This is a genomic window from Alphaproteobacteria bacterium, from assembly GCA_041396705.1.
Lineage (GTDB): Bacteria > Pseudomonadota > Alphaproteobacteria > CALKHQ01 > CALKHQ01 > CALKHQ01.
In genome coordinates this window covers 427,321-441,497 of the sequence record JAWKYB010000003.1, presented here as the reverse complement: position 1 = coordinate 441,497, position 14,177 = coordinate 427,321, and the positions used below count along the sequence as shown (strand labels likewise).

Genomic DNA, 14,177 nt, shown 5'->3' with positions numbered 1-14,177 from the left:
ATCGACCGGACGGCACCGTTTCGGCGATACTGCCGGCCAAGGCGCGGGCGAACCGTGCCGCCAGGGGAGGAGACCATGCCGGACCGGGCCGAGGCGCCGGGTTCGCTGCTGCAACGTTTCGGCCGCCGCCTGCGCATCGGCATGGTCGGCGGCGGCAGCGATTCCATCATCGGGTCCACCCACCGCCATGCGCTGCGCGCCGATGGGCTTTACGACCTCGTCGCCGGCTGCCTGTCGGTCGACCCGGCGATCGCGCGGGCGTCGGCGGCCGCGGAGCTGCTGCCGGTCGAGCGCAGTTACACGGACTGGCGCGAAATGGCGCGGGCCGAGGCCGCCCGCGACGACGGCGTCGACGTGGTCACCGTCTGCACCCCGCCGGACATCCATGCCGACGGGGCCGCGGCGTTCCGGGCCGCCGGACTCGATGTGATCTGCGAGAAGCCGATGACGGCGACCCTGGCCCAGGCGGTCGCGCTGCAGCATGCGGTCGCGGACAGCTGGCGCGCCTTCCTGCTGACCCACTGCTACACCGGCTATCCGATGGTGCGGCAGGCCCGCGCGATGGTGCGAGACGGTGCGATCGGCGCGGTGCGGCTTGTCGAGTCCGATTTCGTCAACGGCGCCTTCCTGACCGAGGAAGCGGACCCGGCGCGCAAGCACTGGCGCTTCCGGCCGCAGGTGATGGGCAAGGCCTCGATGCTGGGCGAGATCGCCAGCCACGCCGTCAACATGGCCGCTTTCGTCTCCGGCCTGTCGGTCGCAGCGGTGTCGGGCGAGCTGCGCACCTTCGTGCCCGGGCGCGAGACCTACGACGACGGCCGCTTCAACCTGCGGCTTTCCGGCGGCGCGGTCGGCCGGATGTGGGTCAGCTTCGTCGCCGCCGGCGCCGAGCACGGCCTGCGCTTCCGCATCTTCGGCGAGACCGGCAGCCTGCACTGGGACCAGGAGCGGCCGGAACTGCTTGTCCACCTGCCGGCCGGCGGCGCGCGCCGCGACATCACGCCGGGCCACGACTGGCTGCTGCCCGCCGGCCGTCACGCCAGCCGGATCCGCGGCGGCCACCCGGAGGGCTACCTGATGGCCTTCGCCAATCTCTACCGGGATTTCGCCCACATCCTGATCGCCCGACGGCTCGGCGAGCCGGTCGACCCGCTGTGGACCGACCTGCCGACGATCGACGACGGCGTCGCCACCATGCGCTTCCACGAGGCGGCCGTCGCCTCCAGCGACGGCGACGGGCGCTGGGTCGCGCTCGCCGACGTCGACCGACCGCACGGCCCGTGACGGAGAGTCCCATGAGCCCACAACCCGTCAGGATCGGCATGCTCGGCGCCGGCTTCATCGGCCAGATGCATGCGCTGACTTTCTCCACGGTGCGCTACAGCCGGTTCCCGGACCGGGTTCCTGTCGCGCTGGTCGCGCTGGCCGAAAGCGACGCGGCTTTGGCCCGCGAGGTCGCCGCCCGCTACGACTGGCAGCGGACGACGCCGGACTGGCACGATGTCGTCGCCGACCCGGGGATCGACCTGTTCATCAACGCCGGCCCCAACGACCGGCACGCGGAGCCCACCATCGCCGCCGCCGCCGCCGGCAAGGCGCTGTTCAGCGAAAAGCCGCTTGCCCGCGACGCCGACGAGGCGCACCGGATCTGGCAGGCGGCGGCCGATGCGCAGGTACTGCACATGTGCGCCTTCCTGCACCGGTCGATCCCGGCGCTCAGGCTCGCGCGCCAGATGATCGAGGCCGGCGAGCTGGGCACCCTCCGCCACTTCCGGTCCAACTTCCTGATGGACATGGTGCAGCCGGGCGAGGTGCTGACCTGGCGCTTCGACCGCAAGGCGGCCGGCGGCGGCGCCTCGTCCGACCTCGGCTCGCACCATATCGACGTCTGCCGTTTCCTGGCCGGCGAGCCGGTCGAGGTGCAGGCATCGGCCAAGAGCTGGCGGAAGGACTCGGCGGGCCGCGTCGCCGCGGTCAACGACGACTGGGTCGCCGCCATCGCCAGGCTCGACAACGATGCCACCGCGGTGTTCGAGGCCACGCGTTCCGACGAGCCGCACAGCCTGACCGGGCGCATCGAGGTCGACGGCAACAAGGGCTCGGTGCTGTTCGACGTGGAGCGGCTGAACGAGCTGCAGTGGCGCGAGCCGGGGAAGAGCCCGCGCATCATAAAGGCGCTGGCGCCGGGCCATCCCTATGCCGAGTTCTGGCTGCCCGGCGGCATCCAGGGATCGCACGCGGTCGGCTGGAACGACTGCTTCGTGTTCCAGGCGCACCAGATGCTGACGGCGATGGCGGAGAAACGGCCGCTGGACCCGATGGCGGCGACGTTCGAGGACGGCTATCGGGTGGCCGAGATCGTCGACGCCATCCTGCGCTCGGCGGACGGCGGGGCGCGCGAGGCGGTGCGCCACCGCGGCCTGCGATAGAGGCCCGCCGAGGACGCGCGCCGCCTATTTCGGCGGCGGCGCCTTCTTGAACGCGTGAACGCGGATCACGCGCAGGTCGCCGCTGTCGATCGCGGCGAGCCGCTTCACCCAGCGCTCGGCCTCGTCGAGCATGAACGCGACCACCGGCGGCTCGTGCGTGCCGGGGCGGAACTGCTCGACGGCCTCCAGCCAGCCGGTCAGCGCCACCGCGCGGTAGTCGTCGCTGAAGTCGTCGCAGATGCGCAGGTCGAGGCCCGCGTCCTCGCACATCGCCCGGTACTCGTCGAGAGTCCACAAATCGGCGATCTCCGGCTCCGCTTCCCGCCAGGCGACGATCGCGTCGTTGGGCTCGCCGCGCTCCTTCAGCGCGAATTCGGTGAACATGAGCTGGCCGGGCTCCTTCAGCGCCGCGACCACCCGCTCGAACAGGCCGGTCTTGTCGCGGATCCGGCTGAACAGCTCGAAAGCGAAGGCGGCGTCGTAGCGGTTCGCTTTCAGCTCCAGCGACGCCGGCTCGTAGGCCTGGATCGGCGCCTTGCGCGCCATGCCGCCGTAGATCGAGCGCTCGTGGCCGGCGGCCGCCAGCGAGGCGCAGGGCTCGTAGCCGGCAATCCACAGGCCGAAGGTATCGACCAGGGCGCGGGCCGGGCCGCCCAGGCCCGCGCGCAGGTCGATGATCGACATGGCGGGCGTCGGCGCCATCGGCCGGATGAAATTCAGTGTGAAGGTGTCGCCGCCGGGCCTGACATGGCCGTGGCCCCACAGCGCCTCGACCGCGGCGATGCGCTCCTCGGACCAGTCCGGCTCGGACGCCGGCTCTGCTTCGGCCTCGCTGCCGGGAGCGTCCTCGTTGGCGGCGTCGTCCCGCTGCGTCGCCTCGCCGTCGGAATCGACGCGCAGGTCGGCCACGTCCACGCCTTCCCACCACGCCCTCAAGCGCAGCTTCAGCGGTGTACGCGCCGAACCAGCCTCGCCCTCCGCAGTCGCGGCGACAGCCACCCGTGGCCTCCTGCCAAATGTTCTCTCCGATCGGGCAGCCTAGCCGCCCGGCCCTAAGAGACGCTTAAATCGGACTTTTGTGGCCATTCCGGCCACTGCGGCCGCCGCGGGTGCGGGCGCCTGGCGGGCCCGGAGGCGATGGTGGGCGGTACTGGGATTGAACCAGTGACCCCTACGATGTCAACGTAGTGCTCTCCCGCTGAGCTAACCGCCCATGCCGGCCCGTTCGGACCGGAGGTGTCGTATAGCGCCGGCCGCGGCGCGGCGCAAGTCGCCCGTCCCGCCGCCGCCCGCGGTGCGGTTCAGGCCGCCAGGATCAGGTCGACCTGGCGGACGAGGTCGCGCAGGTGGAACGGCTTGGACAGGGCCGAAGCCTCGCTCAGCTCCGGCGGCCGGTCGCGCAGCGCGACCGCGGCAAAGCCGGTGATGAACAGCACGCGGATGTTCGGCACCTCGCGCGTGGCATGGCGGGCCAGCTGGATTCCGTCCATCTCCGGCATGACGATGTCGGTGATCAGCAGGTTGAAATGATGCGCGTCGAGCAGCCGCTTGGCGACGGCGCCGTTCTCGGCGGTGACCACCTGGTGCCCGGCCTGCGCCAGTGCCTTGGCCAGGAACCGGCGCAAACCATCGTCGTCTTCGGCTAGGAGAATGTCGGCCATCGTCCATCCGCTTCGGTCTGCGGCAACCCTATGCCGCGCCGGTTAAATTACGCTTATCCCGTGCGTCGGCGCCGTCGCCCCCGCGCCCGGCCGCCCCGCGGTCGCCCCCATCGCCGCCCCGGCGCCGGCAACGACCCACACCGCCCGTTGAGTTTACACGGATGGAACACTAAAACATCCATCATGAATGTGTTGAGCCGCGAATACACGGCGACCCAGGCGCCGTACGGGGTGGCATTGCCCAGGCGCCAGATTGCGCCCGTCGTGCTCGCCTCGCCCCATAGCGGCCAATGGTATCCCCCGTCCTTCCTAGCGGTGACGCGGCTCGACCCGATCAGCCTGCGCCGGTCGGAGGACAGCTTCGTCGACGAGCTGTTCGCCGGCGGCCCGGACCTGGGCGTGCCGCTGATCAACGCGCTGTTCGCCCGCGCCTTCGTCGATGCCAACCGGGAGCCGTTCGAGCTGGACCCGGAAATGTACGACGACGAGCTGCCGGGCTATGCCAACGCCCGCTCGCCCCGTGTGGCGGCCGGGCTGGGCACGATCGCCCGCACCGTCGCCAACGGCCAGCCGATCTATCGCCGGCGCCTGAAAGTGCACGAGGCGCTGAGCCGGATCGAGGCCTGCTACCGGCCCTATCACGACGCGCTGCGCGGCCTGGTGGAGGAAACCCGGGCCCGGTTCGGCACATGCCTGCTGGTCGACTGCCATTCGATGCCGTCGAACAGCATGGAAGCGGTGCGCCGGGGCGGCAAGCCGGTGCCCAGCGTCGACGTGGTGCTGGGCGACGCGCACGGCACCTCGTGCAGCCAGGACCTGGTCGCTTGCGCCGAGCAGACGCTGACCGAGCTCGGCTACCGGGTCTACCGCAACGTGCCCTACGCCGGCGGCTTCACCACCCGCCACTACGGCCGGCCGGCGGAGCGCCTGCATGCGCTGCAAATCGAGCTCAATCGCGCGCTCTACATGGACGAGAACCGGATCGCGCGCAGCGCCCGGTTCAAGGCCGTCGCCGACGACATGTCGCGTCTGGTCGCTGCCCTGGCCGCCGCCAGCCGACAGATCGCCGCCGACCGGCGCTGAGCCGGACGGCAATGGCCGGCCCGCTGCCGGAGGACGAGTCGCCCGCGCGCGCCGACCAGATCGCCGGCGTCGTCGTGCGGCCCGCCGAGGCGCGCGATCTGAGCGCGATCACCGCGATCTACGCCGACAGCGTGGTGCGCGGCCTGGGCTCGTTCGAGGAGATCCCGCCCGACCTGGCGGAGATGAGCCAGCGCTACCAGGCGCTGACGGCGCTGGGCCTGCCCTATCTGGTCGCCGAGATCGACGGGCGGATCGCCGGCTTCACCTATGCCGGGCCGTTCCGCCCGCGCAGCGCCTATCGGCACACGGTCGAGGACAGCATCTACGTGCTGTCCGACGTGCGCGGGCGCGGCGTCGGCAGCCAGTTGCTGGGCGGGCTGATCGACGCCTGCACCGCCATCGGCAAGCGGCAGATGATCGCGGTGGTCGGCGATTCCGGCAACACCGCGTCGGTGATGCTGCACCGGCGGATGGGGTTCCGGCTGTCCGGCCTGCTGTATGCGGTCGGCTTCAAGGCCGGCCACTGGGTCGACTGCGTGATGATGCAGCGGTCGCTGGGCGCCGGCGAGGATTCCGCCCCGGGGCCGGACTAGGCCAAAAAAAAGGGCCGCTGATGCGGCCCGAGTCTAGGGAGGAAACGCCCAAAGGGTAGAAGCGGTATGTTTGGGCATCCGACCGCAGTCGGCATACCGCGATGCACAATATGCTCCCTGTGCCCGCCGGATTCAACAGAAATCGAGATTTTTTTGTTACAGCGTTGAAATGGCACGAAAAGTTTTTTTACGGCCAGTTAATCTGCCCGAATTTGCTGCACTGCAAAAAATATGAGCGCGCGGCACTGTGACATGCCGGCAACATCGATTCGCCCGCCCCGGGCGCCGGCTGGCACGACCGATGCACCGATCGGCCGGTGTTCTCACGACGATAGGGATCGGTCATGGCGGATTCGAAGGCTCGGGCGGTTGCCGGCGCGGCATTGTGGGCACTGGCTGCGGGTGCGCCGACACTGCCGGCGCTGGCCCAGTCCGCCGGCGGAATCACCGGATTCGGCGCCATTTCCCTGGCCTCCGGCGCGCCGGCCGGACCCGAGACCTGCGCACAGGCGGCGGCCGAGGCAGAGGCGCGCTACGGCCTGCCCGGCGGGTTGCTGACCGCCATCGCGACCGTCGAGAGCGGCCGATACGACCCGGCCCTGCAGGCAAATCTTGCCTGGCCCTGGACCATCAATGCCGAGGGCGCGGGCGCGCACTTCGACAGCAAGGCCGAGGCGATCGCCGCGGTCGAAGCGGAACGGGCGGCCGGCAAGACCAGCATCGACGTCGGCTGCATGCAGATCAACCTGCACTGGCATCCCGACGCCTTCGTCGACCTGGACGACGCCTTCGACCCCGCGCTGAACGCCGACTATGCCGCCCGGCTGCTGACGCGGCTGCTGGCCCAGCACGGCGACTGGCCGACCGCCATCGGCTACTACCACTCGCCGACCGACTGGCGGCAGGCCGACTACCAGGCCAAGGTCGCCGACGCCTGGTCTGCGCTCGGCGGCAACATGGCAGCGACCGTCGCCGCCGCCGCGGTGCCGGCGGCCCCGTCCGGTCCGACGCTGTTCGGCGGGCTGGTTGCCGCCGGCGGGCCGGGCAGCGGCGCCGGCGCCATCGGCGGCCTGTCGGCCTCGCCATCCCCGGTCATCGCCGAAGCGGCCCGCGGCGGACCTTCCGCGGCCCTGGTGCAGCAGGCCCGGGCGCTGGGCGTGGGCGGTGCCGCCGGCGCGGATGCGACACCGTTGCGCTTCTTCCCGCTGCCGCCGCGCTGATCCGCCAGCGACCGCGCGCCGCCGTTGCGGGGCGCCGTCGCGGCCACTAGGATGCGGCGTTTTTGTGCCGAGGCGGAGGGGCATGGTGGCGGAGCAGGCGATCGATCTGAAGGCGCATATCCGCTGCATTCCCGACTTCCCGAAGAAGGGCATCGGCTTCTACGACATCTCGACCCTGCTGGCCCACCCGCAGGCCTGGCATGCCGCGGTCGACCGGCTGGCGGGACTGCTGGCGCCGTACCGGCCTGACATGCTGGCGGGCATCGAGTCCCGCGGCTTCCTGGTCGCCGCACCGCTCGCGCTCCAGCTCGGCTGCGGCTTCCTGATGGTGCGCAAGCGCGGCAAGCTGCCGGGCGACGTGGTCGCCCACGACTACGACCTGGAATACGGCACCGATACCATCGAGGTGCAGCAGGACGCGGTCAAACCCGGACAGCGGGTGATCGTGCTCGACGACCTGATCGCGACGGGCGGCACGCTGGCCGCCTCGGTCACGCTGATCGAAAAGATCGGCGGCCGCGTCGAGGCGGTGGCCACCATCATCGAGCTGACCTTCCTGAACGGGCGCCGGTCGATCGCCAAGCCGTTCCACAGCCTGGTCCAGTACGACTCCTGATCCGCGGCTCTTGACGGGAAAGCGGCGGCCGGTTCGCCGGCCGCCGCCATCCGGTCAGGCACGCCGCGCGACGATCACATCAGGTCGTCGAGCTGCTCGAGCGACTCGAACAGCGTGCGCAGCGTGTTCTCGGTGAACAGCTGCATCAGCGCCGGCATCGCGATCGGCGCGGTCTCGACGCCGTCCGGGAACAGCTCGACCTGGCTGAGCGCGTGGTTGCCGTCGTAGTCGTAGTTGTAGATCAGCCCGTCGGCCACGATCGGCCCGGTCACCATCGTGCCGATCTGAATCGCCAGCGCCTGGCCGAGCTCGAGCTGCGGCGCGGTCAATTCGGCGGCCCCCGCCTGCTCGGTGCCGAGGAAGTAATAGACCGCCCACTTGGCGCCGAAGCGGGTGACCCGCGCCAGCTCCGCCTGGGTCAGCAGGCCGTCGCCAGTGACGTCGGCAAAGGCCCAGAAGGTGTCGAGGCAGGCCTGTTCGCTGCCGGCCTGGCACACCTGCGCCAGTTCGTCCTGCAGTGCGGCGAACCGGGCGACCGCGCTGTCGATCAGGAAACCGGTCATGTCCGAGGCGTCGCCGGTCGGCAGGTTGATCTGCGGGATCTCCGGCGTCTGCGCCTCGGGCGCCGAGCAGCGGGTGAAGATGTCGGGCCGCTCCGAGCCGCCGCCCGACTCGGTGAACACGACCTCGTAGCGGTCGGCGCCGAGCGGCGTCATCCTGACCACGCCCTCGTCGCCGCGCGCCACCACCCGGACTTCCAGCGCCGGATCGACCGCCAGCACCTCCAGCACGTCGACGACGAAGTTCTCCTGCCCGTTGTCGATCGCGACGATGCGGGACGGCTCGATCCGCACCGTGTCGCCGCTGAGGTCGGCGCACGACGCCTCGCTACCGACGGCGTAGAGGCCGAGATAGGCGTCGGGGATGGTGCTGCCCAGCGAAACGTCCGGCCCGATTTCCGGCCCTTCCGGCACGAAGCTCTCGCACAGGGTGATGGTCTCGGTCTGCTCGACCTCGCCGGTGTCGCGGTTGCGGAAGGTCAGCGCATAGCGGTCGCCGCCGGCCGAGCGCATCTCGACCACGCCCTCGCGGCCGTCCGACATGATGACGAAATCGATCGCCGGCTCGATGGCGCCCGGCGGCGGCAGCATCACGTCGAGCACGTCGATCTCGAGCTCGACCTGGTTGTTCTCGTAGACGACCAGCCGCTGCGCCTCGAAATAGACCTCGGCGTCGAAGGCGTCGCAGGTGGCGTCGTCGCCGATCACGTAGCGACCGAGGAAGCCGTCGGGGAAGGCGCCGATCGATTCGCCGGTCTCCGGCGTCTCGGAGATGACCACCGGCGCGCTGCAGCGATACAACGTCTCCTCTTCGCGGCCGCCCGACGGATCGATGAACGCGGCCTCGACGATGTCCTGGTTGATCACCACCATCTCGAGCTGGGCCTGCGTGCCCTCGTAGTCGATCGCGATGAGGTAGCCGCCGGGGATTTCCCCGACATCCAGCACCGTATAGACGCCTTGCGACTGGCCGGACTGGCCGCTGAAGGCCTCGATCCGGTCGGCGCCGACCACCAGCCGGTTGTCCGGTGCGGAGCAGCTGCCGGTGGCGAACTCGCCGATCAGCTCGTCCGGCACGGCGACGCCGGACGGGGTGGTCGACACCACGGCGGCCTGGCACAGGTTCAGACGCTGCGCCGGCTCCTCGTTGCCGTTGACGTCGACGAAGATCACGTCGAGCGCGCCGTCGCCGGCATCGCTGAGGATGATGGTGCCGCTTTCGCCGCCGGAGACGTCCGCGGTGATCTGGCCGCCGGCATCCACCACGTTGGAGAATTCGACCGAGGTGATCACGCTGCCGTCCGGCGCGGTCACCTGCATGCCATAGCCGTCGATGGTGACGTTCACGTCGGGCGCGGTGCAGCTGCCGATCGCGAACGCACCCTGGATCCTGGCCGGGGTTTCCTGCGCCAGCGCGGCGGCGCCGCCCAACGACACCGCCAGCGCTGCCGCGGCGAAGATACGCATGCCTGTCACCTTGGTCGTCTCCTCTCTGCCAATCCGCCCCACCAGCGGGCCCTCGCCCCGGATTACAGCACAGCCCCGCCCCCGACGCCAATCGTGCCGGCGGGAACGCGACGCTGCGTCGGCCCTTTCGACCGGAACGCGCCGGAGCGCCGAGCGTTTCCCGGGTCTGCGGCAACAACGCCCGATCTTGTGGCAATTGTGTGTGTGATATGTCTCAGCCGATGCGAATCCACCTTGTTTATGCCCATCCTCTGCCAACCAGCTTCGCGGCGTCGGCCTGCAGCGCGGTCTACAAGGCGCTGGTCGGGGCCGGGCACGAGGTCGACCTGCTCGACCTCTACCAGGAGGATTTCGAGCCGCGGTTGAGCGCGCAGGAGCGGGCGCGCTATCACGAAGCGCCGGACAATGCCGACGGCGTCGCCTCGCATGTGCAGCGCCTGCGCGCCGCCGAAGGGCTGGTGCTGGTGTTCCCGACCTGGAACTTCGGGCCGCCGGCGATCCTGAAGGGCTGGATGGACCGGGTGCTGCTGCCCGGCGTCGCCTTCCGGCTCGACGACGGCAACATCAGGCCGGCGCTGACCAACATCCGCCACTTCTCCGTCGTCACCAGCTATGGCCAGCGCGGCTGGATCGTGCGCTGGGTGATCGGCGACCCGCTGCGCAAGCAGTTCATGCGCTCGCTGCGCCGCTGCATGCATCCGCGCGCCCGGACCCGCTGGCTGCCGCTGTACGACATGAACCGGATCGGCGACGCCGAGCGGCGGCTGTTCCTCGAGCGGCTGGACAGCACCTATCGCCATCTGTAGTCCGGGGTGCGACCGCGACCACGCCGAGCGCCCGCATGCCCGCTGCCCTGTCGGCCCTGATCGTTTACTGCCACCCGGTCGAGGACAGCTTTGCCGCGGCGCTGCGCGACCGCGTCGCCGGCGCGTTCCGGCGCGCCGGCGCCAACTGCACGGTGCTCGACCTCTATGCCGAGGGCTTCGACCCGGTGCTGGGCCGCGACGAGCGGCTGGCCCATCTCGACCACGACCTGCGACCGGCCGACCTCGCCGCCCACTTCGCAGCGCTGGAGCGGGCCGACCTGCTGGTGTTCGTCTACCCGACCTGGTGGTACGGCCCGCCGGCGATGCTGAAGGGCTGGATCGACCGGACGATGCGTGCCGGCGTCGCCTTCCGGCTGCCGCCCGGCGCCGACGTGATCGAGCCGATGCTGACCCGGGTGCGCCGCATCGTCGTGGTCACCACCTACGGCTCGCCCTGGTGGCTGATCCGCTATGTCGGCGACGCCGGCCGCCGCATCATCGCGCGCGGGCTGCAGCTGATCTGCCCCAACGCCGGCCGGCCGGTCTGGCTGGCGCTCTACGGCATGGACACGGCGAGCGCGCTGCAGCGAAGCCGCTTCCTGGAGCGTGTGGAGGACCGGGTGACCGCGGCGGTCCGGCAGGCCCGCCGGTCCGGCAGGAGACATCGGACGTCGCGGCAATGAGGGCGTCGCCGCCCGGCCCGCCGCGGGGCTGACGCGGCTGCGTCGGTCCGCTCAGCGCTCGTAAAGATACCGGGTCTGCCGGTCGCGCTTGTCGTAGTCGGGGTCGTCCCAGGCGATCATCTTGCCGGGGTTGAGCAGGCCGTGGGGGTCGGCCTCGCGCTTGAAGCCGAGCTGGACGGCGTCGACCTTCTTCATGCCGCCGCCCTCCAGCGTGTAGTCGTGCGGGTTGAAGATCGGCGCGCCGGCGGCCTCGAACCGCGCCATGATCGCGTTCAGCCGCTCCGCGGTGGTGTAGCGCACCACCGGCAGCCCCATGCAGTTGACCTCGCCGCCGAAACGCACGAACTCGACGTGCAGCAGCACCTCGTCGCCGAACTCGGCCTGCATCCGCGCGGCCAGGTCGACGTGGTGCGGCGGCGGAAACAGGATCTGCAGATAGGTGACGGTCTTGTCGGTCTTCAGCACCTGCAGCGTGGTGTGGTTCCAGGAATATTCGTACAGCGGCACGGTCTGCGCCGCCTCGTCGGGCGTCGCCCGGTAGACCGCGTTGCCGCCGGACTCGCGCACCAGGTCGTCGAACGGGGTCAGCGACGGCGCGCCGATCATGGTCAGCACGGCGGTGTCGCCGGCGGGCAGCGCGTCGGCGAGCGTCTTGAAGTGGTCCTGGCCGATCGGCGCCGGGATCACCGAGACCAGCTTCTTCAGGATGCCGTCGGAGCGGCCCAGCGCCTGGGCGAAGTCGAGCGCGCGCCGGTAGTCGTGGAAGCTGACGACGATGTCGTGCCAGTCATAGGCCGGCGCGGTGGCGATGGTCAGCTCGGTGATGATGCCGTTGGTGCCGTAGGCGTGGTTGACCTTGTCGACCGCATCGCCGGTGAACTCCAGCACCCGCGGCTCGTCCTCGAAGGTCACCACGCGGGCGGCGAGCACGTTGCCGCGCTCGCGCAGGATGCCGTAGTTGATCGAGCCGATGCCGGAGCTGCCGCCGGCGATGAAGCCGCCGATGGTGGCCGTGCGCCGGGTCGACGGGTGGAACCGCATCTCCCAGCCGTGCGGCTTCAGCGCCGCGTCCAGGTCGATCAGCTTGATGCCGGCCTGCACCCGCGCGGTGCCCGGCCCGACCGCCAGCACCTTGTTCAGCCCCGTCATCTCCAGCACCACGCCGCCGGCCAGCGGCATGGCCTGGCCGTAGTTGCCGGTGCCGGCGCCGCGCACCGTGACCGGCAGCCGGCGGCGCACCGCCTCGCGGGCGAAGGCGATGACGTCGGCCTCGTCGCGCGGCCGCACCACCAGGTCGCCCGCCACCTTGCGCAGCTGCTGCTTCAGGATCGGGCTGTACCAGTAGAAATCGCGGCTCTTCTGCCTGACCAGCGCCGGCTCGTCGATCACCGGGATGTCGCCGAGCGACGCGGCGAACGCCGCCCAGTCGACGGTCGCGCGATCCACGGGCCTGGGTGCATCTGTCATCTGCCGTTCCCTTTGTCAGTGCGAGCCGGTGCGGCCGGCGCGGCAATCCAGGCCACCCACGCGGTGCGGCGGCTCCGCATGGCCGCGTCGCACAGCCCGCAATGACGGGATTGTGGACATGCGCCCTGCATCGCGGCCCTTATCGCGGCACGCGGTCGAACAGGCGGTCCAGCCGCCGGTAGTCCGGCAACCGCCGGGCGATCGGCCGGCCGCCGCGCAGCACCACCCGGTCGACCTGCGGCCTGGCGATCAGCTCGTTCATGCTGCGGGCGCGGAACAGCACCAGGTCGGCCGGGGCGCCCGCGCGGATGCGGCCGCGGCTGCCGAGGCCCATCACGTCGGCCGGCGTGCGCGCCACCGCCGCCGCCCAGTCGCCGAACGGGTGGTCGAGATGGCCGATGCGCACGCCCTGGGCGAACACCTCGACCATGTCCAGGTCGCCGCCGGCATGGAACGGGTCGCGGGTGTTGTCGCTGGCCAGCGCCACCGGCACGCCGGCCGCGGCCAGTTCGTGCACCAGCGTCACCCCGCGCCAGCGCGGCGTGCGGCCGCCGGTACGATCCTGCAGGTACATGTTGCACATCGGCAGGCTGACCACCGCCAGCTCCGCCTCGGCCGCGCGCGCGATCGCCGCGGCGGCCACCGCGTCGGGCTGGACCGACAGCGAGCAGCAATGGCCGCAGGTGACCGTGCCGGCGAAATCGCGGCGCAGGCGGGTGTCGGCGATCAGCTTCAGCGTGCCGGGGCCGGGGTCGCCATGCTCGTCGACATGGAAGTCGAGATCGAGACCGCGGTCCTGCGCCAGCGCGAACACCCGGTCGACCAGGTCGGCGATGTCCGGCAGCGGATAGGTGACCGCGCCGAGCAGCCCGCCGGTGCGTGCCACCAGGTCGGCGAGGTCGGTGCCGAACGCCGCGTCGCGGAAGGCGTCGATGCCGACGATGGTCACCGCCTGCAGGTCGATCCGCCCGGCCCAGCGACGGCGGACGGCGTCGAACACCGGCCAGGAGATGCGCTGCTGCGGCGGGATCGAGTCCAGATGGGTGCGGACCGCCGTGGTGCCGTGCGCGTAGGCGCATTCGAGGGCGAAGTCCATGCGGGCCGCCACATCCTCGGCCCGCCAGTGCGCCGCACGGTCGCGGCCGACATGCAGCAGCGCGCTTTCGAAGGTGCCGTCGGGGTTGCGCGTGCGCGGCCAGATATGGCCCTTGTCCAGGTGGGTGTGCAGGTCGACGAAGCCGGGCCAGACCTGCCCGCCGTCGAGGTCGACCGCCGTCGCCGGCCCCTCGGTCCGTCCGGCCGGGGCGACGGCGGCAACGCGTCCGTCCGCGATGTCGAGGTCGACCGCGATCAGCCCGTCCGCGTCGGCGGGCGCGTCCGCCGGCGGACCGTAGACCAGGCAGCGCGGCACATGCGCGTTGGCCAGCCGCAATGCATCCGCAGGCGGCAAGGCCAGCCACGACGGCAGCGCGATGTCGCTGAGGGCGGTCATGCCCCGATGCCCGCGAACCCTTCACCGTCATGGTCGGGCCTGTCCCGACCATCCACGCCTTTGCGGCGGCAAGGGGAAGACGTGGTTGGTCGCGACAGGC

13 protein-coding genes and 1 tRNA gene are annotated in these 14,177 nt (G+C 70.9%); 8 read left to right on the top strand and 6 right to left on the bottom strand.

The genetic code is table 11. From position 1 onward, the window contains the following. Nucleotides 1-75: 75 nt before the first annotated feature. Nucleotides 76-1,284, top strand: a complete 1,209-nt coding sequence (locus tag R3F55_05510) for a Gfo/Idh/MocA family oxidoreductase (protein ID MEZ5666881.1) — start codon at nucleotides 76-78, stop codon at nucleotides 1,282-1,284. Between the two features lie 11 nt (nucleotides 1,285-1,295). Then, nucleotides 1,296-2,429 carry a Gfo/Idh/MocA family oxidoreductase gene (locus R3F55_05505; protein ID MEZ5666880.1) on the top strand — a complete coding sequence of 378 codons (1,134 nt, stop codon included), beginning with the start codon at nucleotides 1,296-1,298 and terminating at the stop codon, nucleotides 2,427-2,429. A 24-nt stretch (nucleotides 2,430-2,453) separates the two neighbouring features. On the opposite strand, the gene R3F55_05500 is transcribed toward R3F55_05505, so the two are convergent. The 3 genes from R3F55_05500 to R3F55_05490 form a co-directional block, all read right to left on the bottom strand. Then, nucleotides 2,454-3,428, bottom strand: a complete 975-nt coding sequence (locus R3F55_05500; GenBank protein ID MEZ5666879.1) for a methyltransferase domain-containing protein — start codon at nucleotides 3,426-3,428, stop codon at nucleotides 2,454-2,456. Between the two features lie 139 nt (nucleotides 3,429-3,567). Further along, nucleotides 3,568-3,642: transfer RNA gene (locus tag R3F55_05495), tRNA-Val, on the bottom strand. Between the two features lie 88 nt (nucleotides 3,643-3,730). Further along, nucleotides 3,731-4,090: a response regulator gene (locus tag R3F55_05490; GenBank protein MEZ5666878.1), complete on the bottom strand. Its 360-nt coding sequence runs from the start codon at nucleotides 4,088-4,090 to the stop codon at nucleotides 3,731-3,733. 183 nt (nucleotides 4,091-4,273) lie between these two features. Between R3F55_05490 and R3F55_05485 the strand changes: the two genes are divergently transcribed. The 4 genes from R3F55_05485 to R3F55_05470 all read left to right on the top strand — a co-directional run bounded on the left by R3F55_05485 (nucleotide 4,274) and on the right by R3F55_05470 (nucleotide 7,602). Beyond that, complete coding sequence (locus tag R3F55_05485; protein MEZ5666877.1) at nucleotides 4,274-5,173, top strand: N-formylglutamate amidohydrolase; 900 nt, start codon at nucleotides 4,274-4,276, stop codon at nucleotides 5,171-5,173. A gap of 11 nt (nucleotides 5,174-5,184) precedes the next feature. Then, on the top strand, nucleotides 5,185-5,766 hold the full coding sequence (locus tag R3F55_05480) for an N-acetyltransferase family protein (protein MEZ5666876.1): 582 nt from the start codon (nucleotides 5,185-5,187) through the stop codon (nucleotides 5,764-5,766). A gap of 344 nt (nucleotides 5,767-6,110) precedes the next feature. Further along, nucleotides 6,111-6,986: a lytic transglycosylase domain-containing protein gene (locus tag R3F55_05475; GenBank protein ID MEZ5666875.1), complete on the top strand. Its 876-nt coding sequence runs from the start codon at nucleotides 6,111-6,113 to the stop codon at nucleotides 6,984-6,986. Nucleotides 6,987-7,086: 100 nt separating this feature from the next. After that, nucleotides 7,087-7,602: an adenine phosphoribosyltransferase gene (locus tag R3F55_05470; protein ID MEZ5666874.1), complete on the top strand. Its 516-nt coding sequence runs from the start codon at nucleotides 7,087-7,089 to the stop codon at nucleotides 7,600-7,602. 74 nt (nucleotides 7,603-7,676) lie between these two features. On the opposite strand, the gene R3F55_05465 is transcribed toward R3F55_05470, so the two are convergent. Continuing rightward, on the bottom strand, nucleotides 7,677-9,638 hold the full coding sequence (locus R3F55_05465) for a hypothetical protein (protein ID MEZ5666873.1): 1,962 nt from the start codon (nucleotides 9,636-9,638) through the stop codon (nucleotides 7,677-7,679). A gap of 212 nt (nucleotides 9,639-9,850) precedes the next feature. On the opposite strand from R3F55_05465, the gene R3F55_05460 reads away from it, so the two are divergent. Beyond that, a complete protein-coding gene (locus tag R3F55_05460) occupies nucleotides 9,851-10,435 on the top strand; it encodes an NAD(P)H-dependent oxidoreductase (protein ID MEZ5666872.1) in 585 nt (194 codons plus the stop codon). Nucleotides 10,436-10,470: 35 nt separating this feature from the next. Continuing rightward, nucleotides 10,471-11,118, top strand: a complete 648-nt coding sequence (locus R3F55_05455) for an NAD(P)H-dependent oxidoreductase (GenBank protein ID MEZ5666871.1) — start codon at nucleotides 10,471-10,473, stop codon at nucleotides 11,116-11,118. A gap of 51 nt (nucleotides 11,119-11,169) precedes the next feature. Here the strand turns inward: R3F55_05455 and R3F55_05450 are convergent, their stop codons facing one another. Next, nucleotides 11,170-12,585: an FAD-binding oxidoreductase gene (locus R3F55_05450; GenBank protein ID MEZ5666870.1), complete on the bottom strand. Its 1,416-nt coding sequence runs from the start codon at nucleotides 12,583-12,585 to the stop codon at nucleotides 11,170-11,172. 139 nt (nucleotides 12,586-12,724) lie between these two features. Further along, complete coding sequence (locus R3F55_05445; protein MEZ5666869.1) at nucleotides 12,725-14,077, bottom strand: cytosine deaminase; 1,353 nt, start codon at nucleotides 14,075-14,077, stop codon at nucleotides 12,725-12,727. Nucleotides 14,078-14,177: the final 100 nt, after the last annotated feature.

Bases quoted from the DNA above. Each gene is read 5' to 3' on its own strand.
- R3F55_05475 (MEZ5666875.1), top strand. From the start codon at position 6,111: ATGGCGGATTCGAAGGCTCGGGCGGTTGCCGGCGCGGCATTGTGGGCA.
- R3F55_05455 (MEZ5666871.1), top strand. From the start codon at position 10,471: ATGCCCGCTGCCCTGTCGGCCCTGATCGTTTACTGCCACCCGGTCGAG.
- R3F55_05445 (MEZ5666869.1), bottom strand. From the start codon at position 14,077: ATGACCGCCCTCAGCGACATCGCGCTGCCGTCGTGGCTGGCCTTGCCG.
- R3F55_05505 (MEZ5666880.1), top strand. From the start codon at position 1,296: ATGAGCCCACAACCCGTCAGGATCGGCATGCTCGGCGCCGGCTTCATC.
- R3F55_05460 (MEZ5666872.1), top strand. From the start codon at position 9,851: ATGCGAATCCACCTTGTTTATGCCCATCCTCTGCCAACCAGCTTCGCG.
- R3F55_05490 (MEZ5666878.1), bottom strand. From the start codon at position 4,090: ATGGCCGACATTCTCCTAGCCGAAGACGACGATGGTTTGCGCCGGTTC.
- R3F55_05510 (MEZ5666881.1), top strand. From the start codon at position 76: ATGCCGGACCGGGCCGAGGCGCCGGGTTCGCTGCTGCAACGTTTCGGC.
- R3F55_05485 (MEZ5666877.1), top strand. From the start codon at position 4,274: ATGAATGTGTTGAGCCGCGAATACACGGCGACCCAGGCGCCGTACGGG.
- R3F55_05450 (MEZ5666870.1), bottom strand. From the start codon at position 12,585: ATGACAGATGCACCCAGGCCCGTGGATCGCGCGACCGTCGACTGGGCG.
- R3F55_05480 (MEZ5666876.1), top strand. From the start codon at position 5,185: ATGGCCGGCCCGCTGCCGGAGGACGAGTCGCCCGCGCGCGCCGACCAG.